The sequence below is a fragment of the Enterovirga sp. CN4-39 genome (assembly GCF_049446235.1).
Classification (GTDB): Bacteria; Pseudomonadota; Alphaproteobacteria; order Rhizobiales; family Beijerinckiaceae; genus Enterovirga.
Genome location: NZ_JBMSEF010000001.1, coordinates 633,090 through 655,885, shown reverse-complemented (window position 1 = coordinate 655,885; position 22,796 = coordinate 633,090). Strand labels below are relative to the sequence as shown.

General features: G+C 67.3%; 22 protein-coding genes. 16 read left to right on the top strand and 6 right to left on the bottom strand.

The features are described from left to right. Positions 1–7: 7 nt before the first annotated feature. Together ACO2SS_RS03235 and ACO2SS_RS03230 are read right to left on the bottom strand one after the other, a co-directional pair. Positions 8–1,639 (bottom strand): bifunctional 3-(3-hydroxy-phenyl)propionate/3-hydroxycinnamic acid hydroxylase, encoded by a 1,632-nt coding sequence (locus tag ACO2SS_RS03235; RefSeq protein ID WP_423276114.1) that lies wholly within the window; start codon positions 1,637–1,639, stop codon positions 8–10. Further along, on the bottom strand, positions 1,636–2,520 hold the full coding sequence (locus tag ACO2SS_RS03230) for an alpha/beta fold hydrolase (protein ID WP_423276113.1): 885 nt from the start codon (positions 2,518–2,520) through the stop codon (positions 1,636–1,638). Before ACO2SS_RS03230 ends, ACO2SS_RS03235 begins: the two co-directional genes overlap by 4 nt. Positions 2,521–2,651: 131 nt before the next feature. On the opposite strand from ACO2SS_RS03230, the gene ACO2SS_RS03225 reads away from it, so the two are divergent. After that, a complete protein-coding gene (locus ACO2SS_RS03225; RefSeq protein ID WP_423276112.1) occupies positions 2,652–3,476 on the top strand; it encodes a DNA-binding transcriptional regulator in 825 nt (274 codons plus the stop codon). On the opposite strand, the gene ACO2SS_RS03220 is transcribed toward ACO2SS_RS03225, so the two are convergent. Together ACO2SS_RS03220 and ACO2SS_RS03215 are read right to left on the bottom strand one after the other, a co-directional pair. Beyond that, complete coding sequence (locus tag ACO2SS_RS03220; protein ID WP_423276111.1) at positions 3,434–5,134, bottom strand: FAD-dependent oxidoreductase; 1,701 nt, start codon at positions 5,132–5,134, stop codon at positions 3,434–3,436. The genes ACO2SS_RS03225 and ACO2SS_RS03220 overlap by 43 nt on opposite strands. A 16-nt stretch (positions 5,135–5,150) precedes the next feature. Then, on the bottom strand, positions 5,151–6,356 hold the full coding sequence (locus ACO2SS_RS03215) for an ABC transporter substrate-binding protein (protein ID WP_423276110.1): 1,206 nt from the start codon (positions 6,354–6,356) through the stop codon (positions 5,151–5,153). Positions 6,357–6,953: 597 nt separating this feature from the next. On the opposite strand from ACO2SS_RS03215, the gene ACO2SS_RS03210 reads away from it, so the two are divergent. The 7 genes from ACO2SS_RS03210 (at position 6,954) to ACO2SS_RS03180 (ending at position 13,024) form a co-directional block, all read left to right on the top strand. Continuing rightward, a complete protein-coding gene (locus tag ACO2SS_RS03210; RefSeq protein WP_423276109.1) occupies positions 6,954–7,871 on the top strand; it encodes a creatininase family protein in 918 nt (305 codons plus the stop codon). A gap of 42 nt (positions 7,872–7,913) precedes the next feature. Further along, positions 7,914–8,264 (top strand): hypothetical protein, encoded by a 351-nt coding sequence (locus tag ACO2SS_RS03205; RefSeq protein WP_423276108.1) that lies wholly within the window; start codon positions 7,914–7,916, stop codon positions 8,262–8,264. 14 nt (positions 8,265–8,278) lie between these two features. Beyond that, a complete protein-coding gene (locus ACO2SS_RS03200) occupies positions 8,279–9,118 on the top strand; it encodes a hypothetical protein (protein ID WP_423276107.1) in 840 nt (279 codons plus the stop codon). Beyond that, positions 9,115–9,789: a cysteine hydrolase family protein gene (locus ACO2SS_RS03195; protein ID WP_423276106.1), complete on the top strand. Its 675-nt coding sequence runs from the start codon at positions 9,115–9,117 to the stop codon at positions 9,787–9,789. Before ACO2SS_RS03200 ends, ACO2SS_RS03195 begins: the two co-directional genes overlap by 4 nt. A gap of 42 nt (positions 9,790–9,831) precedes the next feature. Further along, positions 9,832–11,325: a 2-hydroxymuconic semialdehyde dehydrogenase gene (locus tag ACO2SS_RS03190; RefSeq protein WP_423276105.1), complete on the top strand. Its 1,494-nt coding sequence runs from the start codon at positions 9,832–9,834 to the stop codon at positions 11,323–11,325. 137 nt (positions 11,326–11,462) lie between these two features. After that, the gene (gene hpaH, locus ACO2SS_RS03185) at positions 11,463–12,245 is read left to right on the top strand and encodes a 2-oxo-hept-4-ene-1,7-dioate hydratase (RefSeq protein WP_423276104.1); all 783 of its coding nucleotides are present in this window, start codon (positions 11,463–11,465) and stop codon (positions 12,243–12,245) included. A gap of 14 nt (positions 12,246–12,259) precedes the next feature. Then, a complete protein-coding gene (locus tag ACO2SS_RS03180) occupies positions 12,260–13,024 on the top strand; it encodes an HpcH/HpaI aldolase family protein (protein WP_423276103.1) in 765 nt (254 codons plus the stop codon). A gap of 36 nt (positions 13,025–13,060) precedes the next feature. Here ACO2SS_RS03180 and ACO2SS_RS03175 read toward each other — a convergent pair whose 3' ends face one another. Further along, positions 13,061–13,465: a RidA family protein gene (locus ACO2SS_RS03175; RefSeq protein ID WP_423276102.1), complete on the bottom strand. Its 405-nt coding sequence runs from the start codon at positions 13,463–13,465 to the stop codon at positions 13,061–13,063. Positions 13,466–13,570: 105 nt separating this feature from the next. Between ACO2SS_RS03175 and ACO2SS_RS03170 the strand changes: the two genes are divergently transcribed. Both ACO2SS_RS03170 and ACO2SS_RS03165 read left to right on the top strand, forming a co-directional pair. Further along, on the top strand, positions 13,571–14,506 hold the full coding sequence (locus ACO2SS_RS03170; RefSeq protein WP_423276101.1) for an amidohydrolase family protein: 936 nt from the start codon (positions 13,571–13,573) through the stop codon (positions 14,504–14,506). 24 nt (positions 14,507–14,530) lie between these two features. Then, entirely contained in the window at positions 14,531–15,727 is a 1,197-nt protein-coding gene (locus tag ACO2SS_RS03165) for a 4-hydroxybenzoate 3-monooxygenase (RefSeq protein WP_423276100.1), read from the top strand. A gap of 128 nt (positions 15,728–15,855) precedes the next feature. On the opposite strand, the gene ACO2SS_RS03160 is transcribed toward ACO2SS_RS03165, so the two are convergent. After that, positions 15,856–16,374 (bottom strand): 3-hydroxyanthranilate 3,4-dioxygenase, encoded by a 519-nt coding sequence (locus ACO2SS_RS03160; protein WP_423276099.1) that lies wholly within the window; start codon positions 16,372–16,374, stop codon positions 15,856–15,858. 152 nt (positions 16,375–16,526) lie between these two features. On the opposite strand from ACO2SS_RS03160, the gene ACO2SS_RS03155 reads away from it, so the two are divergent. The 6 genes from ACO2SS_RS03155 (at position 16,527) to ACO2SS_RS03130 (ending at position 22,772) form a co-directional block, all read left to right on the top strand. After that, complete coding sequence (locus ACO2SS_RS03155; RefSeq protein ID WP_423276098.1) at positions 16,527–17,345, top strand: GntR family transcriptional regulator; 819 nt, start codon at positions 16,527–16,529, stop codon at positions 17,343–17,345. 76 nt (positions 17,346–17,421) lie between these two features. Continuing rightward, a complete protein-coding gene (locus ACO2SS_RS03150; protein WP_423276097.1) occupies positions 17,422–18,636 on the top strand; it encodes an ABC transporter substrate-binding protein in 1,215 nt (404 codons plus the stop codon). Positions 18,637–18,727: 91 nt separating this feature from the next. Next, complete coding sequence (locus tag ACO2SS_RS03145; protein ID WP_423276096.1) at positions 18,728–19,492, top strand: creatininase family protein; 765 nt, start codon at positions 18,728–18,730, stop codon at positions 19,490–19,492. 46 nt (positions 19,493–19,538) lie between these two features. Further along, complete coding sequence (locus tag ACO2SS_RS03140; protein ID WP_423276095.1) at positions 19,539–21,188, top strand: amidohydrolase; 1,650 nt, start codon at positions 19,539–19,541, stop codon at positions 21,186–21,188. Between the two features lie 34 nt (positions 21,189–21,222). After that, positions 21,223–22,011, top strand: a complete 789-nt coding sequence (locus ACO2SS_RS03135; protein ID WP_423276094.1) for an ABC transporter ATP-binding protein — start codon at positions 21,223–21,225, stop codon at positions 22,009–22,011. Further along, entirely contained in the window at positions 22,008–22,772 is a 765-nt protein-coding gene (locus ACO2SS_RS03130; RefSeq protein ID WP_423276093.1) for an ABC transporter permease, read from the top strand. The genes ACO2SS_RS03135 and ACO2SS_RS03130 overlap by 4 nt, the downstream gene beginning before the upstream one ends. The last annotated feature ends 24 nt before the right edge of the window (positions 22,773–22,796 follow it).

Genomic DNA, 22,796 nt, shown 5'->3' with positions numbered 1-22,796 from the left:
CCTCCTTCTATTCGATCTTCGCGGCGAGCCGCGCCGCGAGGGCTTGCGTGACCACGTCCGCGCTTTGCGGGTCGCTCACGGCCGCCACGAAGCGGTCGGGGCGGAGAAACACGACGGAACGGCCCGCATCGCCGAACCAGTCCTTGAGTCGTCCGGTCGGATCGCCGACGATCTCCGTTCCAGGCAGCCGCTCGCGGGCCGCGTCGACCTGGGTGGCCGGCACGGCACAAAGAAGGCGCGCGCCAATCCGTCTCCAGAAGGCCCGGTTGGATGCATCCATGTAGCGGGCAGGATCATCGCCCCAGGCCAGGAGCGCGAAGCCCGTCCCGAGCGCCTCGTCCAGCTTCGCGGTACCGCGCCCGGCGATGGTGACGGCGGGCTGCGGGAAGAGGCGGCCGACGACCTTCCCGCGTTCTTTCCGCCCGGCGGCCTCCGTCTCCGGCAACACGATCCCGGCGGTGTAGCGCGGCATCGGCTTGAAGCGCATCTCCATGATGTAGCGCTTGGCGGGCGGCACGAAGTTGAGCCCAAGGGTTATGACGTCCCGCAGGGCGGCGAGGATCGGGTTCACGGGCGAGAAGATGCGACCTGCCGTGACAGAGATCGCGATCATGGCCGCCGCATGCGCGCGCCGTTCGGCTTCGTAGGTGTCCAGGAGGGCGTCGCCGGCCCAGCCCCGTAGCACCGCAGCCAGCTTCCAGCCGAGATTGGTCGCGTCCCGGATGCCGCTGTTGTAGCCCTGGCCCTGCCAGACGGGCATGAGGTGGGCGGCATCGCCCGCCAGGAGCACGCGACCGGCCCGGAAGCTCGCCGCGAGGCGGGCATGGTGCATGTAGACGCGCGCCCTGATCACGTCGACGCGCTCCGGCCGTGCCGTCATGCCCGCAAGCAGGCGGCGGATCGCCTCCGGACGGGTCATTTCTTCCTCGGATTCACCGTCGAAGACCATGAACTCGAAGCGCCTGACCCCATGCGGCAGTGCGATCGACACCGTCGGCCGCTTTGGGTCGCAGATCAGGACGGCGTTGGGCGTGCCGACCGGGTCGTTGGCGACGTCCACGACGAGCCACCGCGTCGATTCCGTCTTGCCCTCGAAGTCGATCCCGGCAGCCTTGCGGACCGAACTCCGGCCCCCGTCGCAGCCCACAAGGAACCGCGCTGCGATCTGGCGCTCGCTCGTGCCCTCGCGGACCGCAACCTTGATGCCGTCCCCGTCCTCACGGTAGCCGAGGAACGCCGCTCCGAACCGAACCTGCACCGAAGGACAGCGCTCCAGGCCCTCCAAGAGGACCTTGTCGACGAGAGGCTGGATGAACGCGTTCCTGCGGGGCCAGCCGAAGACGTCCGTCCGGGGCTCGACCGAGGCGAAGACCCGCCCGCGGGCGGTCAAGAAGCGGAGCCACTGATTGGGCGTGGTGTGCGGCAGGACCTTGTCGATCAAGCCAAGGCCCTGGAAGGATCGCAGGCACTCGTCGTCCATCCCGACGCCGCGCGGGTAATCGATGATCCCCTCGCGCTCCTCCAACAGCAGCACGGAGATCCCGGCGAGCCCGAGCGCGTTGGCCAGCGTGAGCCCGACCGGCCCGGCGCCGACGATGATGATCTCCGTCTCGCTGGGTAGGGGAGGGCACGCGCTCACGAGCGCCCGCGCAGAAAGTCGAGATGGAGGCGGTTGAACGTCTCTGCGTCCTCGTATTGTGGCCAGTGCCCGCAACGGTCCATCACATGGAACCGCGCGCCCGGGATCATCTCGGCGATCTTCCGCCCCTCCGAGACGTCGGCAGTCGGATCGTGCGAGGTCCAGAGCACCAAGGTTGGCGCCCGGATGGCTCCCCATTCGCTGGGGGACAGCATGTTGCGGCGGCGGATCTCCATCTCCTGCAGAACGAGCGTGCGCCGCATGGCTTCGACCATGCCGGGGGCGGCGTAGATGGCCTGCCGCGTCGCCACGAGGTCGTCGGATACGTGGGAGGGATCCGCCATCAGGAATTCGAGCCGCTTCCTGATCCGGTCCCAGCTTGGGTCCTCGACGGAGGCCATGGAGAGCGTCTTGATCCGCTCCATCACGTCGGGAAAGGCCGTGTTGCCGCCCGTGGTGTTCAGGACGAGGCGCTCGACCCTCCCCTTTTCGGCCAAAGCGAAGCGTGCCGCGACCCACCCGCCGAGCGACTCGCCCGAGAGAGAGGCCTTTTCGATGCCGAACGCATCGAGGACGGCTCGGAGGTGGTCGACATAGACCGGGATCTCCAGCGGCACGTCGGGCTTGTCGCTGAGCCCGTTCCCGACCATGTCGATCGCGATCGTGTTGAAATGCTCCCCATGGGCGCGGAGGTTGCGGACATACGCTTCCGCATGACCTCCCGTCCCGTGCAGCAGGATCAGCGCCGGGAGGTGCGGTTCGCCGCTCTGGAGGAACCTGGTGCGGACGCCGCCGGCGTCGATCCAGCCCTGCCGAAACGGGACGCCCATGAGCTCGGCCCAGATCGAGCTGTATCCGCCTCCCTGCCCAGCGTCTCCCAACACCCTTCCTCCGTCGTCTTTCCTTGAGCCTGGGCCTGCGCTCCCGCTCGGACAAGATCGTCGAGGCGTCCCGTGCGCGTGGTGCACAGCCTTGCCGATCCCGCTAAGAAGCGGGCCGGGAGGAGCATGGGATGGGGAGTTACAGGCATGTCCGGGCGATCGAGCGCGGGCTCGAGGTGCTGGCAGAGCTGAACCGCCACAACGGCGCGACTGCGGCGCAGATCAGCGCCCGGACGGGCATCCACCGGACTACGGTCTACCGTATGCTCGAGACTCTCGAAGAGCTGGGCTATGTGCGCCGCAGTCCATCGGACCAAACCCATCGCCTGACCCTGAAGGTGCGCTCCCTTTCGGACGGGTTCGACGATGATGCGTGGGTCACGGGGCTGGCAGCGCCGATCCTGGGCGCGCTCCTTCGCGAGGTGATGTGGCCGTCCGACCTCTCAACCTTCGAGGAGAATGCGATGGTCATCCGGGAGACCACCCACCGCTTCAGCCGCTTCTCCATCCACCATGCGATGGTCGGGCGGCGTTTGCCCGTCCTCACCTCGGCGGCCGGTCGGGCCTATCTCGGCGCCTGCAACGAACGCCAGGTCGAGCTCGTCGTAGACGCGCTCGCCACTTCGGGGGGCGCCGATCAGGAATTGGCCCGCGACGAGCGGTATGTCGAGCGGGTTCTGCTGGAAACGCGCCGGCGCGGTTACGGGATCAGCAGCGGAGAGGTGGAGAGCAAGATCGGCAGCTTCGCGCTGCCGGTTCGTCAGGGAGAGAGGGTCCTGGCGGCCGTGAATGTCATCTTCTTCCTCTCTGCGCTCTCCGTGGAGCGTGCGGCGGAGCTCTACCTGCCTGCTTTGCGCCAGGCCGTGAGCGCGATCGAGGCGGGCCTGCAGGAATTGCCCGCCTCGAGGGAGGATCAGGCCGCGGCAGCCTCCGCGGCATGCGTCGCGGCCACGTAGCCGAAGGTCAGGTTTGGGCCGAGCGTGATGCCTGGGCCCGGGTACTCTCCACCCATCACCGAGTTCATGTCGTTACCGCAGGCATATAGCCCCGGAATAGGTTGGCCGCTTTCGTCCAGAACCCTGGCATTCGCGTCGGTTGCCAAACCGGTTGCGGTGCCAATATCGCCGGGAACGACCTCGATCGCGTAGAACGGACCGGTCTCGATGGGCGCCACGCAGGGATTGGGATGGTGGCCCGCATCCCCGAGATAGCGGTGGTAGGCCGTTTTCCCCCGTCCGAACTCGGGATCCTCCCCGCTCCGGGCGCCGTCGTTGTAGCGGGCGACTGTCTCCGACAGGATTTCGGGGTCGAGGCCGATACTCTCCGCGAGCTGCTCGATCGTGTCACCCCGCCGAAGATAGCCCGACCGGAGCGCAGCTCGGCGCGAGCCCGCAGTCGGCCGGACCAGCCCAAACGTGTAAGTCGTCACGAAGCGGTGGTCGCAGATCAGGTAAGCCGGCGAGCATTGGACGCCCCCACGCGCGTCGAGCATTGCCTTGACGAATTCGTGGTAGGATTCCGCCTCGTTCGCGAAGCGTACGCCGGCCCGATTCACCGCGATGAGGCCCGGCTTCTGGCGGTCGAACATGAGATGCGGGAATTTCGCGACGGAGCCGTCGCTGCGCCGGCCGAGCGAGACCGGCGACCAGAATGCCGGGTTGGAATTGGTGTCCTGCACCTTTGCTCCGACGCTTCGGGCAAGGCGGATACCATCCCCTGTGCCGGTCTCCGCGGCGGCCGAGTGAGGCTCGGGCGCCATAGGGATTAGCTCGCGTCTCAGCTCTGGGCTGTTTGGAAAGCCGCCGGTCGCGAGCACGACGCCGCGCCGGGCGCGGGTGGCCACGCGCTGCCCTGCCGCCTCGAATTCCACCCCCACGACCCGGCCGCCTTCATGCAGGAGGCCGCGGACCGGGCTGTTCCGGAGTACGGGGATCCCTTTCTCCAGAACTGACTTGTACAGGGCCGCAATCAATGCGTTGCCGAGGAGCAACCGCGTCCCGCGCGGATAGCGCAGCCTGTCGCTCGCGTAGCGGATCAGAAGGCGCGCCGCATGGATGGCGCTCCGGGGCGAAGAGCGGGCGTTCAAGAGGTGTTCGATATCCGCGCGGTTGACCATCATCTTGCCGAACAGGCCGAATTCCGGCCGTGGCGAGCGAAGGTCCCGGAAGCGCTCGCCGAGTTCGCGCCCGTCGAACTCGGGCGGGTCCATGATGCGGCCGCCGAGGCTCGCGCCCTCCCGGTCCGACAGGTAGTCCGGGCAATCTCGCCGGGCGGAAAGGCGGAGGCGGGAATTTGCCTCGACAAACCGAACGGCCTCGGGCCCGCGCGTCAGGAACGCTGTCTTCAGCTCCCGGCTAACTAGATTCCCGACCGTTCGGTCGAGATAGGTCATGGCGTGCTCGAAGCTGTCCTGGCGCCCAACCTCCGGCATGTGGTGGTTGTTCGGAACCCACACCGCCCCGCCCGATAGGGCGCTCGTTCCACCGATCTGTTCGCTCTTCTCGAGCACCAGGACCGACAATCCGCGGGCGGCACCCGTGACGGCAGCGGTCAGTCCGGCGATGCCGGTTCCGACGACGACGAGGTCGGCCTCGCGAGGCGTGGGTGCGTTCACGATGATCCTGCCCGGCTCACTTCTTGACGAGCGGGCATTCCGTCCGCTCCGGCATGAACACGTCGGCCGAGGGGAGCTTCGCCTTGACGACGAAATAATCCCAAGGCTCCTTTACGTCTTTCGCGGGCTTCGCCTCGAGGAGCAGGAGGTCCTGCACCATTCGCCCGTCTGACCTGATCCTGCCGTCCGTGGCGAAGATGTCGTTGACCGGCATCTCGCGCATCTTCGCAGCCACCGCCAGGGTATCCGTCGTGCCAGCCGCTTCGATCGCCTTGAGGTAGTGCCGGACCGATGAATAGACGCCGGCCTGGATGTCGGTCGGCATAGCGCCGACCCGCTGGAAGAAGCGCTTCGACCACTCACGGGATTCCGGCGACTTGCCCCAGTAGAACGCCGTGACGCTGAACGACCCGGCCGTGATCTCGGGACCGAGCGCATGGGCCTGGGTGATCAGGAAGTTCATGGGCACGATGCGGACGCCGGAGGCCGGGAGGCCGAACTCGGCGCCCTGCCGCATGGCCGTGATGGTCCCGCTGGAGGTCGCGAGCGCGAGCACGTTGGCCCCCGATGCCTGTGCCTTGAGGATGAAGCTGCCGTAATCGGTCGCGTCCAAGGGGACGCGCACGGAGCCGACTACCTCACCGCCCAGCCGCGTGAGCTCCTCCGTCGCCATGCGCTCCTGATCATGGCCGAAGATGTAGTCCGCCGTGATGAAGAACCACTTCTTGAGGCCCTGCTTCACGACGGCCGACACCGCACCATGGGCCTGCGAATAGGTGTCGAAGGTCCATTGGAAGCTGGATGCGAGGCAGCTCTTGCCGGTCAGCTCCGAACTCGCCGAGCCGGAAATCAGGACCATCTTGTTCTGCGCGCGAGCGAGGTTCAGCGCCGCGAGCGCGGTGGCGGTGCCCGGCAGGTCGGCGACGGCGTCCACCTTGTCGAGGTCGAACCATTGCCGCGTAATAGTGGAGGCGATGTCCGGCTTGTTCTGATGGTCGGCGAAGAGGATCTCGATCTTCCGGCCGGCGACCACGCCATTGAACTCCTCGGCCGCCATCTTGGCCGCTTCGACCGATCCACGCCCGCCGAAGGTCGAGAAGAAGCCTGACATGTCGGTCAGGACGCCGATCTTGACCGTCTTGTCCTGAGCGGCAGCCATGGCAACCGGCCCCAAGGCGAAGGCGCTCGCCATCAACGCGCGCCCGAGCACCTTCCGCAGCATGGCTTCCCTCCCAAAGCGCCGGGCTGTTCTAGCCTCGGTTCATTGGCTGGAGGCTGTCATCCGTAGCTGGCACGCAGCAACAAGGAACGACGGGTCCGTGCACTTGGTGCACATTCAACTTGCCTAGTTGGCGAGGGACCGAGGAGATGAGTTTTGGCCCCGTGTCGTCTCCCAAGCAGGCGGATACCCACGATGGACGGTCAGCTTGGGCGCAAACCGGCTCGTGACGAGGGCTGGCCGCGGCCTAGCCGCCGGTGGCGAAGCGGGACATCGGTCTGCCCGAGGAGTTCACCGAGCCAAGACCTAAGTCGCCTTGTGCTCCTCGCGGCAAGACGGGAGGTAGCCAGAGTATCCCGAAACGCGGATCGTCATTCTGCTTATCCGCGTCCGGTCGGGCCGTGTCTGAAAGGCTTATCATCCCGGGCTGAACCCCTTCACGAAAACAGGGCCACCGCCTTTCCGGCGAGTGAGTGGGAGAGCGGAACGGCACCCGGATCCAGGTTCTGTGACGGTTTGCAGCGGACAGACCAATATCGAAGCTTGATCGAATTTCGAAAATTTCCGATAAGCTGGGTCACAAGGTGCCTGGAGGGATTTATGAACCGTCGAGCGGTCATTGCATCGGGAGTCGCGGCGGCCGCCGTCGTGGCTGGACCGGCGTCGGCGCAGAATCCCACCTCCCCGGCCGCAAATCCCGCGGCGACTGGACCCTCGCCCTTCGCGGACACGATGGCGGAGATGACGTGGCAGGAGGCGGATGCGGCCGCGAAGTCGGGCGCCTCCGTGCTCTGGGCCTTCGGCGTCATTGAACAGCACGGCCCCCATCTGCCGCTCGGGACAGACGTGTACATTCCCTCCGCCGTCCTGAGGCGCACGCGCGCCATCCTGGCGGAACGGGGGCATCAGGCCGTGATCCTCCCGGCCTTCTACTGGGGCATCAACCAGGTCTCCGGAGCCTTCCCGGGTTCGGTCGAGGTGCAGCCGGCGACGATGATCGCGTTGATGACGGACGTGCTCTCCAGCCTGAAGAAGCAGGGCTTCGCACGCGTCTTCTGCACGTCTGGACACGGCGACGCGCTGCATAACAAGACGATCTTCGATGGCGTGATGGCGGCCCGGCAGGCATCCGGCGTCGATGCCGCGATCCTGTTCAACACGCCGCTCGTGAAGCGGCTCGGGCTCGATACGAGCAACCCCGCCGTCCTCGGCTTCGAGGTCCCGGCGAGCCCGGCGAAGTTCATCGACGTCCATGCCGGCGATCCGGAGACGTCGTCCATGCTCCATGCGCATCCGGAACTGGTGCGCAAGGACCTGCTGCCGACGCTCCGCTCCACCGATTACGGCCCTGCCGACCTCGCCGAATGGCGCAAGGGGCAGGAGGCTGCGCGCGCCAAGACGCCGCTGGGCTATTTTGGCGATCCTGCCTCGGCAGAGGCATCGCGGGGGGCGGCGCGCCTCGAAGAGCAGGCCAGGTCCATGGCCGAGGTCATTCTCGCCCGCGTGGGCGGGAAGTAGGCGCCCGCGCTGCAGCCGTTTCTCACCACGGGAGAGAGCTCCATGTCCGACGCCAACCCGAAGCCGCTTCCGTCCGCGAACGACTTCGATCCCGACCTGCCGTCGAACCGCATGGTCTTCGACGTGCGGCGCGACAACTCCGTCTGGCCTCATTTCAGGAAGCGGCTTGAGGAGCTGATGAGCCAGTATGGCCTGAGCGAGCCCGAGAAGGAGGCTTTTCGGGCGATCGACGTGCGCCGGCTCGCGGAACTGGGGGTGCACCCGTACTTCCTCCCGCAGATCACGCGCCTCTTCCACGGCTCGGCCGGCAACACGACCAAGAGCGCAGCCGCGGAGGCCTACCGCAAGTCGTGGGGCGACAAGATCGTCGAGCACCGTCCCGAGGCGAACTGAGAAGGATCGACGTCATGGGTGAGTTCGTCGCCATCATGGGCATGGCCCATGCCCCGGGCGTCACGGGCTGGATCGATGCCTGCCCGGTCGAGGACCAGAAGGCGATCCAGGCCGGCTACGAGGAACTCGGCCGGATCATGCGGGAGGCGAGGCCCGACATCATCATCGGGGTCGGCAACGACCATCTGCTGAACCTGCCGCTGAAGAATCCGCCGAACTGGCGCGTCGACTGCTCGCGCGAGTGGAACGGGCCGGCCGAGTTCTTCAAGGCGTGGCTGAAGCAGCCGGGCTACCACGTGAAGGGCCGCCCGGACGTCTCCGAGGTGGTCGCACGCGAGGCGATGTCCTCGGGCTTCAAGGTCGACCGCGGCGAGAACCTGCTGTTCGACGACAACTGGTCGGTGCCGCTCTGGTATCTGGGCTACGACGTCCCGATCCTGCCGATCCACATGAATTGCATCAATCCGCCGGTGCCGGAGCCCGCGGAGTGCATCCGGTTCGGCCGCGAGCTGCGCCGGATCGTGCGGGAGGTGCTGCCGCCGGGGCTCCGCGTGGGCCTGATGGGCACGGGCGGGCTCTCGCACGAGCCCGGCGGCCCGCGGTACTTCACCATGGATTCCAAGTTCGACCGTTGGTTCCTCGAGCTGATGGAGGAGAGCGATGCGGATCGGGTGGTCCGGGAGGCGACGGTCGAGCGCATGAACGATGCCGGCGGGGGCGGCACGACCGAGCTCCTCGCCTGGATGGTCGCCATGGCGGCCGCCGGCGGCACGCCCGCCCGCACCGTGTTCTATGTCGCGAGCCAGGAGATGCGCTGCGGCATCGGCGGCTCCGTCTGGACGACCTTCGCGTGAGCATCCTGTCCCGCTATGCCAGCCGCTCGGTCCTGCCTGGACCGGCGGAGCGGCTTGCGCCCGGGCGGACTGCGCTCGTGGTCGTCGACATGCAGAACGATTTCTGCGCGCCCGGCGGCTACATCGCCGAAGCCCTCGGCAAGGACGTCTCGGGGCTCGCCGCGATCGTGGCGCCGCTTCAGGCCTTGCTGGATTCGGCCCGGGCCGCGGGCGTGCCCGTCGTCTGGCTGGCGGCCTCCTACGAGGAGGAATCGCTGCCGCCTTCCATGATCGCGCAGAGGCGGCGCCTCGGCGTCGAGGCCGTGTGCTGCCGCAAGGGAAGCTGGGGCGCAGACTTTTTCGGCGTGGGCCCCGCCGAGAACGAGCCCGTCTTCGTCAAGCACACCTATTCGGGCTTCTCGAACCCGAAGCTCGAACTCCACTTCGCCGGTCGGGGCATCGAGGCGCTCGCCTTTTGCGGCGTGCAGACCAACGTCTGCGTGGAGTCGACACTTCGCGACGCTCATGCCCGCGGCTTCGATATCGCCATCGTGTCCGATGCGGTCGCCTCGCATGCCCCGCAGCTGCACGAGGCGACCCTCGCCAATGTGCGCTTCCTCTTCGGCGACGTGCCCACGTCGACCGATCTTATCGCCCTCTGGGCGGCAGCCCGGGACGCCGCCGCGGCCTGACGGCTCGGCCTCCCGCACCAAGAACACAAGGGAGCTCCTCTCATGAGCAGCGCTATCTCGCCTGTGGCGGCCGACCGGCCAGTCCATCTGAAGCATTTCATCGACGGCAAGTTCGTCTCCGCCAACGGCCGCTCCTTCGAGAACCGCAACCCGGCAACCGGGCAGGTGATCGGGACGGTGGACGAGGCGGATGCCGCCACGGTCGATGCGGCCGTCCAGGCGGCGCGCCGGGCCATGAAGGGGCCCTGGGGCAAGACGACGGAGCAGGAGCGCGCCGCGATCCTGCGGAAGGTCGCGGACGGCATCATGCGCCGGTTCGACGACTTCCTGCAGGCCGAGGTGCTCGACACGGGCAAGCCCGTGAGCCTGGCCTCGCATATCGACATCCCGCGCGGTGCCGCGAACTTCAACATCTTCGCGGACCAGGTCCTGACGCTCTCGACGGAGACCTTCCGGATGGCGACGCCGGACGGACGCGGCGCACTGAACTACGCGATCCGGGTGCCGCGCGGCGTCATCGGGGTGGTCTGCCCCTGGAACCTGCCGCTGCTGCTGATGACCTGGAAAGTCGCGCCGGCGCTCGCCTGCGGCAACGCCGTGGTCGTGAAGCCCTCCGAGGAGACGCCGACCACCGCGACCCTGCTGGGCGAGGTGATGAACGAGGCGGGGGTGCCGCCCGGCGTCTACAACGTCGTCCACGGCTTCGGGCCGGACAGCGCGGGCGAGTTCCTGACGCGCCACCCTGGCGTGAACGGCATTACCTTCACGGGCGAGACCCGCACGGGCGAGGCCATCATGAAGGCCGCGGCCGAGGGCGTCCGGCCGGTTTCCTTCGAGCTCGGCGGCAAGAACGCGGCCGTCGTCTTCGCCGATTGCGACCTCGATGCCGCGATCGAGGGCACGATGCGGTCGGTCTTCGCCAATTGCGGCCAGGTCTGCCTCGGGACCGAGCGCATCTATGTCGAGCGGCCGGTCTTCGACGCGTTCGTGTCCCGCCTGAAGGCGGCGGCCGAGAAGCTCCAGATCCGCGATCCGTTCGACAAGGCCGGGACGCTCGGGCCGCTGATCTCGGAGGAGCATCGCCGCAAGGTGCTGTCCTACTACGAGCGGGCGAGGGAAGAGGGCGCCACGATCGTGACCGGCGGCGGCGTGCCGGACCTCCCGGCGCCTCTCTCGGGCGGTGCCTATGTCCAGCCGACGATCTGGACCGGGCTTCCCGAGGATTCAGCGGTGGTGCGGGAGGAGATCTTCGGCCCGTGCTGCCACATCGCGCCCTTCGACGACGAGGATGCCGTGATCGAGCGGGTGAACGACAGCCCCTACGGGCTCGCGACCGCGATCTGGACGCAGAACCTCGCCCGCGCCCACCGGGTCGCGGCCGGGATCGAGGTCGGCATCTGCTGGGTCAATTCCTGGTTCCTGCGCGACCTGCGGACGCCGTTCGGCGGCTCCAAGCAATCCGGCATCGGCCGCGAGGGCGGCGTCCATTCGATGGAATTCTACACCGAGCTGCGCAACGTCTGCGTGAAGCTCTGAGGCGCTCGAACCTCCGCTCGCCCCGGCGAAAGCCGGGGTCCTAAAAAGGTCGGGACCGGATCCCGGCTTTCGCCCGGACAAGCGGAAACCTGCCCCGCTTCTCGGGCCAACCCAATCAAGTCACCTGAGGAAAGCCCATGTTGACCGAAGCCGAGCGCCTCCAGGCCGTCGAGCAGCTTCTCGAGGCGGAGCGCACCCGCACGCCCGTCCTGCAGCTGTCCAAGACGTTCCCGCATATCGAGATCGAGGATTCGTACTGGATCCAAAGCGAGGTTACGCGGCGCAAGATCGAGGGCGGGCGCAAGCTCATCGGGCACAAGATCGGCCTCACGTCCAAAGCGATGCAGGCGTCTTCGCAGATCGACGAGCCGGATTATGGGCATCTCCTCGACGACATGATGATCGCCGACGGCGCCAAGGTGCGTCATGCCGATTACTGCGTTCCCCGCGTCGAGCCCGAACTCGCCTTCGTGCTCGGCAAGCCGCTGAAAGGGCCGAATGTAGGCCTGCTCGATGTCCTGCGGGCGACGGAATACGTCGTGCCGGCGATCGAGATCATCGATGCGCGCGTGCAGAATCCGCGGAAGATCTACGACACGGTGGCCGACAACGGCGCTGCGGCCGGCATCATCCTGGGCGGCCGGCCCGTGAAGCCGATGGACATCGACCTGCGCTGGGTGGGCGCGATCTTCTACCGGAACTCGGAGATCGAGGAGACGGGGCTTGCGGCTGGCGTGCTCGGCAACCCGGCGCTCGGGATCGCCTGGCTCGCCAACAAGGTCGCGCCGTTCGGCACCGTGCTCGAGCCCGGGCACATCATGCTGTCCGGCTCCTTCACGCGGCCGGTCTGGGCGGATAAGGGCGATACGCTGCACGCCGATTTCGGGCCGCTGGGCGGCGTTGCCGTGCAGTTCGTCTGACGGGAGGGAACTGGGTGGACCTCAAGCCGAACCGCTTCAAGGCGGCGCTCGCACGCGGCGAGCTTCAGATCGGGCTCTGGAGCAGCCTGTGCAGCAACATCGTGGCCGAGATCATCGGCGATTCAGGCTTCGACTGGATCCTGCTCGATACGGAGCATTCGCCGAACGAGCTGCCGGGCCTGATCTCGCAGATGCAGGCGCTCGCGACCGGGACGGCGACACCCATCGTGCGCCCGGCCTGGAACGACGCGGTGCTGATCAAGCGCCACCTCGACGCGGGCGCGCAGGCGCTGCTCATCCCCTTCGTGCAGAACGCGGAGGAGGCGAGGGCGGCGGTCGCGGCAACGCGCTATCCTCCCGAGGGCATCCGCGGGATCACGGCGAGCGGGCGGGCGGCGAAGTTCGGCCGCGTCACGGGCTATCTGAAGAACGCCGCGCAGGAGATCTGCCTTCTCGTCCAGGTGGAGACCGGGGAGGCGCTCGCCCGGATCGAGGAAATCGCCTCCGTTCCCGGCATCGACGGCGTGTTCATCGGGCCTGCCGACCTTTCCGCCTCGCTCGGCCATATCGGTAATCCGGGGCATCCGGAGGTGCAGGACGCGATCAAGAGCGCGGTCGACCGGCTCGCGAGGCTCGGCAAGCCCGCCGGCATCCTCACGCCGAACGAGGCGGAAGCGCGCCGCTACATCGAGTGGGGTTACAAGTTCGTGGCGGTCGGCTCCGACCTCGGTATCATGGCGAAGGGTGCCGACGCGCTCGCGCGAGCCTTCAAGAATTGAGGACAGGGGCGGTCGTCGCGACCGCCCCGCAGGGCTTCAGTCGAACATCGCGACGCAGTCGATCTCGACATTCACACCCGTACGATGCGGCGTGCCGCCGACGCAGGTGCGGGTGACCTTCTCGCCGTCGAGGATCTCGCGGAATACCTCGTTGAACTTCGGGAAGTCGGAGGTGTCGCGCAGGATGACGCGCATATTGACGACGTTTGCGAAGGTCGCGCCTGCAGCCTCCAGGACGCTCTGAAGATTCTGCAGCGTGCGCCGGGTCTGCTCCTCGATCCCACCCTGCACGACCGTCTTCGTCTCCGGGTCGAGCGGCCCCTGGCCCGACACGAACAGCATGTTGCCGAACCGGATCGCTTGCACGATCGGCGGCGGCTTGGAGGCCTCCGTAAAGCCGGTGGTCGGTGCGGATTTCGAAGTGATGATCTGTTTGGGCACGGTTCCGCTCTGCCTTGCTGAAGCGCCTACCATGCGCGAAAAATTTCGGATTTCCAGAACTTTCTCGAAATCGTAAGAAGCCAGAGCATTCACCGGGAGGCGATCGTGCCAGGTCCGCACCGCATCGACACGCAGCATCACATCCTGCCGCCGCGCTACGTCGCGGAGGTCGGGGCGGAGGCCATCGGCCGGACGCTCGTCTCGGGCCAGAGCCCGGACTGGACCCCGGAGCACTCGCTGGCCGCCATGGATCGGCACGGGATCGAGACCGCTGTCGTCTCGATATCGGCGCCCGGCTTTCCGGTGGCCGATCCGGTCGGCCTCTGCCGCCACTGCAACGACTATGCCGCCGAGATGATCGCCCGCCATGCGGGGCGTTTCGGCAGCTTCGCCAGCCTGCCGCTACCGGACGTGGATGCGAGCCTTGCCGAGATTGGCCGCGCGCTGGACGAATTGAAGGCCGACGGCATCTGCCTCCTGTCCAGCTATGACGGTCGCTATCTCGGGGACCCGCGCTTCGCGCCTGTGATGGACGAACTCGAGCGACGCGGCGCCGTCGTCTACGTGCACCCGAACGAGCCGCCCGGCGCTTTCCTCGGCGGCCTGCCGCCGGCCTCGCTCGAATTCCCGTTCGACACGACGCGGGCCATTGCGCACCTCCTTTTCACGGGCACGCTGCTGCGCACCCGGAGCGTGAAGTACATCTTCTCTCATGCGGGTGGCGCGATCCCCTTCCTGGCGGAGCGCCTCGCGCGGCTCGAGCGCCGGCCCGACCTGAAGCAGCACGCGCCGGACGGCGTCATGGCGGAACTGCGCCGCCTCCATTTCGATGTCGCGCTCTCGGCCGGGCCGCTGACGCTCGGGGCGCTCCTGCGTTTCACCACGCCCGACAACGTCCTCTTCGCCAGCGACTTCCCGCATGCGCCGGAACCCGCAATGGCCGGTTCCGTCGAGGGGCTCGCCAGGGCCGGGCTCTCCCCGGCCGATCTCGCGCTCATCGAGCGCGAAAACGCGCTCCGGCTCATGCCGCGGCTGCGCTGATCCGCTTCAGACGCGAGGGGCACCATGAAATCGGACACTCAGGTCGCCATCATCGGAGCCGGGCCCGCCGGCTTGCTCCTGGGCCGGCTTCTGCGGCTTTCCGGGATCGACAACGTCATCCTGGAGGCGCGTGACAGGCACTATGTCGAGAACCGCCTGCGGGCGGGTCTCCTCGAACAGCCGACCGTCGATCTCCTCGACGCCGCGGGTACCGGCGAGCGGCTGCATCGCGAGGGCAAATTCCACGAAGGGTTCGAGCTTCGCTTCGGCGGCCGCAGCACGCGCATCGACATGCGGGAACTGACGGGCCGGGCGATCACCATCCTCTATCCGCAGACGGAGGTCGTGAAGGACCTCCTGGCGGCGCGGGACAAGACGGGCGATCCGATCGCGTTCGAGGTGTCAGACGTGACGCCGGAAGACATCGAAGGCGACCGGCCGACCGTGCGCTACCGCGATGCGGCTGGCGTCGCGCATGAGATCCGGGCGGACTTCATCGCCGGCTGCGACGGCTTCCATGGCGTCTGCCGGCCAGCGATCCCGGCCAGCCTTACGAAGACGTTCCTGCGCGACTATCCGTTCGCATGGTTCGGCATCCTGGCCGATGCGCCGCCGATTTCGGACGAGCTGATCTACGCTCACCACATCCGCGGCTTCTCCATGCACAGCATGCGCAGCGACAAGGTCAGCCGCCTCTACCTGCAGGTCGCCCCGGACGACACGATCGAGAACTGGAACGACGAGCGGATCTGGACGGAACTGCAGCTCCGCATGGGGAGCGAAGGCAGCCCGCGGCTGAACGAGGGACCCATCCTCCACAAGAGCATCACGCCGATGCGCTCCTTCGTGACGGAGCCGCTCCAGCACGGCAGGCTGTTCCTGGCGGGCGACGCCGCCCATATCGTGCCGCCGACGGCGGCGAAGGGCCTCAACCTCGCGGTGGCGGATGTCAGCGTGCTCTCCGACGGCCTGATCACGTTCTACAAGCATGGCGACCGCTCCGTCCTGGACGGCTATTCGCACCTCGCGCTGCAGCGGATCTGGCGGGCGCAGGAATTCTCCCGCGCCATGACGGAACTGCTTCACCACGTTCCCGGGCAGGAATTTGACGAGCGCCTTCAGCGCGCTCGCCTGGAGGGCCTCGTCGCCTCCCGGGCTGCCATGACGACGTTCTGCGAGAACTATACGGGCCTGCCCTTCGCCGGCCGCATCCACCATTGAGGGCAATCCGGTCTCGCGGGATGGGCTCGGCTGGTCCGACGGCGGGGCTCCGTCCTGCACCACCCCGCCCGGTTTGAAGCTGCGCTTCCACTCTGCCCTCCCCACGAGGGGGAGGGCGGACGCCGCGCTCAGAAGCCCTCGGGCTTCGGCATGACGTTGCCGCAGCTCTTGCAGGTACGGTGCGCCTCGCTGCCGAAGAAGTTCTTGTAGGCCTGCGTGACGAAATCCTTCGTGTAGTCGTCGACGACGGCGCTCTCCTCGTGGAGGAGTTCGTCGCATTTCGGGCAATACCACTGGAAGCGGTCGACCTCGCCCTCGCGGCGACCGCGCTCGGTGATGAGCGCGAAGGCATCCGGGGGGAAACGGGGAGAGTGAGGGGTATTGCCCGGCATCCAGTTGGTGGAGCCCTCCGGGATGACGCAAACCTTCTCTTCACCTTCGGGGGTGCGATAGTGCAGGTGCATCGTCCCCTTGATCATGTACGTGAACTCGTCGCTGTCGTTCACGTGGAACTCGCTGCGGTATTCCCGCCCGCGGGCCACGAAGGCGAGCGAGTCGGGCTTCTGCCAGAGAACCCTGACGCGCCGGCCCGACTCGGCCAGCTCGCGCGCCACGCTCTCGAGGTCGACGACGGGAAGCTCTTCCATGGTCTGCTCAGCTCACGATTGATCGCCCGCAAGTTCTGACGCTCCGCCGGGCGGGTGTCAAATTTTCGAAATTCCTAGGATCCTGGACACATCCTTCACAGCCTGCCGCCTCGCTGGCATACAGGAACCAGGCGGAGCGCAGCGGGGCGCAGATGGATGACTTCGAATGGGGGCCGACGCTGCGTGTCGGCCCGGCAAAGACGCACAAGACCCTGACGGAGGAGACCCTGGCGCGCTTGAGGCGAGACATCGTCTCCGGCGCCTTCGAGGCTGGCCAGAAGGTGAAGTCCGAGGACCTGAAGAAGCGGTACCAGGTAGGGACGAGCCCGATCCGCGAGGCGCTGTTCCAGCTCGTCAGCGAAGGCCTGGTGCGGTCGGACGGGCAGCGCGGCTTCCGGGTCGCCGAGCTGCGGCAGGAAGAACTGCTCGACATCACCGATTGGCGGGCGCGGCTCGAATGCGAGGCCCTGCGGCGGGCGATCGCGACCGGGGACATGGAATGGGAGGCGCGTGCGGTGGCGGCGTTCCACCGGCTGAAGCGGGTAGAGGGGCAGAGCGGTCTCGATCCGACGGAGGCGGCGGACCTCTGGGAGGACCATCACCGCGCCTTTCACTTCGCGCTCTACAGCGCCTGCGGCTCGCCCTGGCTGCTCCGGTTCTGCGAGCTCCTGATCCAGCACGGCGAGCGCTATCGGCGCGCCTACATCGCCTACCCGCGCATCTCCTCCTCGATCACGGCCGAGCACCAGGCCATCATGGATGCCGCTATGGCGCGGGACGCCGAGAAAGCGGCGGCGCTGCTCGAGAAGCATATTCGGCACGCCGCGGATCTGGCGCTCGCCCATGCGACCGGACGCTCCGCGCTTGGCACGCCGCTCGCAAAGAGGCGAGGGGCGTCCAGCGCGAAAACTGAGCGGGAGCCCAAAGAAAAGGCGCCCCGGAAGCCAAAGGCGAGCCAGCGGACCGCTTGACGAAGATATTTCGAAATTTCTAGTCTGCGACGGGCGAGCAGGAAATTTCGGCATCGCCGGCGTGAGGGGAACAACGATGGCGATGAAGCTGCGTAACGTCTTGATGGCTGGGGTCCTGCTCGCCGCGACCGGCGGCAGCGCCCTCGCCGAGATCCCGAACAAGCGCCTCAAGATCGGCGTGCTGACCGACATGTCGGGCCCCTTCGCGAGTCAGGCTGGTCAGGGCTCGCACATCGCCGCCCAGATGGCGGCCGAGGATTTCGCGAAGGAAGCGGGTGACCTCAAGGTGGAGATCGTCGCCGCCGATCACCAGAACAAGCCGGATATCGGCTCCGCCATCGTGCGCCGCTGGATCGACCAGGAGAACGTCAACACTGTTGTCGACCTGCCGAATTCCGGCGTCGCGCTCGCGATCTCGTCTCTCCTCGACGAGCGCAACCTGCCGACGATGGCCTCGGGCTCGGCCACCTCGGACATGACCGGGAAGTTCTGCAAGAAGACGACGGTGCAGTGGGCGCACGACACCTGGGCGCTCGGCAACGGCATGGGGAAGGCCGTCACCAAGGCAGGCGGCAAGAAGTGGTTCTTCATCGCGTACGACTACGCGCTCGGCCAGGCGCTGGAGCGCGACACCGCAGAAGCCGTGAAGAAGGCAGGCGGCACCGTCGTCGGCAGCGTCAAGCATCCGCTCGGAACGACCGACTTCTCGTCCTACATCCTGCAGGCTCAGGCGTCCGGGGCGGATGTCGTCGCGCTCGGCGACACGGGCGTCGACGCCATCAACGCCATCAAGCAGATGGGCGAGTTCGGCGTCATCCAGAAGGGCATGCAACTCGCGGCCCTGTTCATCCAGATCTCGGACGTGCAGGCGGTCGGGCTCGATCAGGCCAAGGGCATGATCGTGACCGAGTCCTTCTACTGGAACCTGAACGACCGCACGCGGGAATGGTCCAAGCGCTTCGCCGCGCGGATGAACGGCCAGATGCCGACCGTGAACCACGCCTCCACCTACTCGGCGACGCTTGCCTATCTGCGCGCCGCGAAGGCCGCGGACTCGGTGCAGGGCGACAAGGTCGTCGCGCAAATGCAGAAGATGACGTTCGACGATCCGACCTACGGCAAGGTCACCGTGCGTCCCGACGGGCGCGCCGTGCACGAGATGTTCGTGTTCAAGGTGAAGGATCCGGCCCAGTCGAAGTCGAAGGACGACGTCTACGATCTGCTCGAGACGATCTCGGCCGAGGAAGCCTTCCGACCGATGAAAGATGGCGGCTGCCCGCTGATCAAGTAGGGTAGGGCGCCAGCCGCACTCCCGCCGCCGGCCTGCGCCGGCGGCTTTCCATTTTAGGCGGCCGCGGCCGCCGGCAACGAGCAAGGGCGCGATGCTCTGGTCATCCCTGAAAGCTTCCGAACTTACGGCGCTGGCCGCCCAGGACGCGATCGTCGTCGTTCCGCTCGCTTCGGTCGAGAACCACGGCCCCCATCTGGCGACGGGCGTCGATACCATCCTGGTCTCCGAGATCGCGGCTCGCGCGGCGAAACGCGCCTCCGACCACCGGCCGGTCGTCGTGGCGCCTACCGTGTGGTGCGGCCTCGCCGAGATGCATATGAGCCTCGGCGGCACAATCTCGCTGGACGTCGAGACCTACTACGCGCTGCTCCGCTGCATCATCCGCTCGATCGTCCGCCAGAACTTCACCCGCGTCCTCCTGGTGAACGGTCATGGCGGCAACACCCATGTGCTGAACGGTTTCGTCAACGATCTGGGCGCCGAGCTGAATGCGGCATTGGCGGTCGTCACCTACTGGCACCTCTCGGCCGAGGCGAACGCCGCGATCTTGGAAGATCAGAAGAACGTCGAGCATGCCTGCGAGGCCGAGACCTCGATGATGCTCGCGCTCGCGCCGGATCTCTGTGATCCGTCCGAGTTCATGAACGCGATCGGCCCGACCAATCCTTCGCACACGGAGGTTGCGGGCAGCCTCGCCGTCCATCGCTGGCGGTCCTTCGAGGCGCGGACCAGCCACGGCGCCCTCGGAAATCCGACGCGGGCGAGCGCCGACAAAGGCGAGCGCCTGATCGAGGCGGCCGCCGACGCGATCGCGAAGCTGCTCCGGAACGATGCGTTCTGGGCGATGACCTATTGAGGATGCCAGCAATGTTTGCCGCCGCGCCGGTTCCGGGATTTTCGGTTTGAACCACGCTCTCGGCGAGGTCCTCGGCTATCCGGACCTCATTCTCCATGGCGGCCGCATCGTCACGGCCGACGCCGCCTTCACGATCGCGGAAGCCGTCGCGATCCGGGATGGGCGGTTTCTCGCCGTCGGGCGCTCGGACGAGATCCGCCGGCTCGCTGGCCCAGACACCGAGACCGTCGACCTTGCCGGAAAGACGGTGCTGCCCGGCCTCATCGACACGCATGCGCATGTCGAACGGGCCGGGCTTCTGAGTTGCACCGTCGGGTTCGAGGGCGTCTCGAGCATCGACGAGGCGCTTGCGCGCGTCAGGGCGGGCGCGGACCGGACCGCCAGCGGTGAGTGGATCCGGGGACGAGTCTGGCACCCCTTCGCCCAGTTGCGCGAGAAGCGCTTCATCACCCGTTGGGAGCTGGATACGGCTGCGCCGGATCATCCGGTCTTCCTTCCGGTGAGCCATTTCTCCCTCGTGAACAGCCGGGCGCTCGCCCTCGCCGGCATCACGCGGGACACGCCGGATCCGGACGGCGGCAAGATCCATCGGAATGCGGACGGCGAGCCGACGGGCATCCTGGAGGAGGCCGCCGAGGAACTCGTCGAGCGTCTGCTCCCGCCCTGGACCTTCGGCGAGCAGGTCGCGCAGATGAGGGACGCCATGGCGTACTTCAACGGGTTCGGCCTCACGAGCGCGATCAGCGCAGCGGTGTCGCCGGGCGACCTGCGCGTCCACCAGGCGCTGCGCGATGCCGGCCAGGCGACGCTGCGGATCAGCGCGATGTTCGCCCCGACGGGCGGACTCAACCCGACGCTCTCGCTCCAAGAGTTGGAGCTCTTCTTTTCCCGGATGGGCGTTGCGTCCGATTTCGGCGACGAGTGGCTGAGCCTCTCGGGCGTCAAGCTGCAGGTGGATGGCGGCATGACGCTGCGCACCGCCGCGATGCGGTCGGGCTACCCGGAGGATCCGGACTACCGCGGGACAGTCGTCATACCTCAGGAGCGGCTCAACGGCTTCGTTTCGATCGCGAACCGCTACGGTTGGCGCGTCGGCATCCACGCGGTCGGGGACGCTGCCGTCGACGCCGTGCTCGACGCCTACGAGGCTGCGGACCGGGAGCGATCCATCAGGGACCGCCGCTTCGTTGTGATCCACGGCAGCCTTATGCAGCCCGACCAGATGCTCCGCGCCCGCGAACTCGGGGTCCGGGTCGATGCGCAGAGCGCGTTCCTATGGGACAAGGCGGCGGCAATCGCCCGGCACATGGGAAAGGAGACGGCCGACCGCGCCATCCCGATGCGGTCGCTCATTGACAGCATGGGGCTCGACCTTCTCGGACAAGGCACGGACTATCCGATCAATCCGCTCAGCCCCTTCTGGAACATCTACGTGATGACGACGCGTTGCGACGCGACCGGAACGCTCTACGGGCCAGCCGAAGCTATCACGCGCGAGGAGGCGATCCGGCTCTACACGAGCGCCGCTGCGCGGTACTCGTTCAGCGAGCGACGGACCGGATCGATCGAGCCCGGCAAGCTCGCCGACCTCGTCGTCATCTCGGCCGATATCCTGTCCGTTCCGGACGATGCGTTGAAGGACATCCACGCGCTCCGGACGATCGTCGGCGGCCGCACGGTATTCGAGGCAGCATGAGCGCGATCAGGTCGGCTGGCGAGGGGGGCTTCGCATGAGCGCACGTCTTCGCCTCACGGACGTGCGGAAGGTCTATGGCGAGGGCGCGGACGCGTATCTCGCCTTCGACTCCATATCGCTCGACATCGCACCCTCGGAGTTCCTGGCGATCGTCGGCCCGTCCGGTTGCGGGAAGTCGACGCTCCTGCGCATCGCGGCGGGCCTTGCGCCGGCAACGGCTGGCGGCGTCGAGCTCGACGGGCGCGCCGTGACGGGGCCGCCTCCGGGCGTCATCTACCTGTTCCAGCAATATGCGAAGTCGCTGTTTCCGTGGCGGACGGTCATCGACAACGTCATGTTCCCGCTCGAGGCCGCGCCGCGGTCGGAGCGTGGCCGGCTGAAGGAGCGGTGCTCGGAGTACCTGAAGCAGGTCGGCCTCGCCGGCTTCGAGAGCAAGTATCCCTGGCAGCTGTCCGGCGGCATGCAGCAGCGCGTCGCGATCGCGCGCGCGCTCGCGGCCGAGCCGCGCGTGCTGCTCCTGGACGAGCCGTTCAGCGCGGTGGACGCACTCACCCGGATGGAGCTCCAGTCGCTCGTCCTCGACCTGTGGCGACAGAACGGCTTCACGGCGGTCCTGGTCACGCATGACGTCGAGGAGGCGGTGTTCCTGGCCGATCGGGTCGCGGTCCTGAGCCACCGTCCGACCACCCTATCGGAGGTGATCGAGGTCGGGCTTCCTCGTCCGCGCGATCACATCACCACCCGGGAGGACGAACGCTTCCTCGCCCTGCGTCACCATCTCATGGAGGCGCTCCTCGGGCGCCTGGCCCCGGCGCACGCATGATGCGCGAGCGGCTTCTCCCGCGACTTCTCGGGCTGCTCGGGATCGCGGCCGTGCTCGGCGCCTGGGAGCTGGCAGGCCGGATGGGGTCCCTGAACCCTGTCCTCATGCCGCGCCCGTCGCTCGTTGCGCAGACGCTCTGGCAGATCCTGGCCAGCGGCGAGTTCCTCGGCCCGCTCGGGCATACGCTCCTGCTCTTCGCCGTCGGCTACGGCCTCGCCTGCCTGATCGGCATCACGCTTGGCCTGCTGATGGGCGCCAGCCCGGCCATCTACGGGCTGCTCGAGCCCCTGGTGGAATTGATCCGTCCGTTGCCCAAATCGGCCCTCGTGCCGGCGCTGTTCCTGTTCCTCGGCATCGGCTCGACCACGATGGTGACCGTCGTCGTGCTGGCCGCGATCTTTCCGGTGCTCATCAATACGCTGCAGGGCGTGCGGGGGATCGATCCGGTGCTGCTCGACACGGCCCGAACCTTCCAGTGCTCGCGGCTGCGAACGCTCCTCAGCGTGGTGCTGCCTGCCGCGATGCCGATGATCCTGGCGGGAATGCGGGTGGGGCTGGGGCTCGGCCTGGTCCTCGTGATCCTGGCCGAGATGCTCGCGGGCGAGAGCGGGCTCGGTTACCTGATCCTCGACCTGCAGCGCTCGTTCCAGATCCGCGAGATGTATGCCTGGATCGCGATCCTCGCGGCTGTCGGAGGCTCGCTCGCCCTCCTCTTCGACTGGACGGACAAGCGCCTGGTGCCCTGGCGCGGGCGGGCCTGAGGCGACGTGAGAAGGATCTCGACG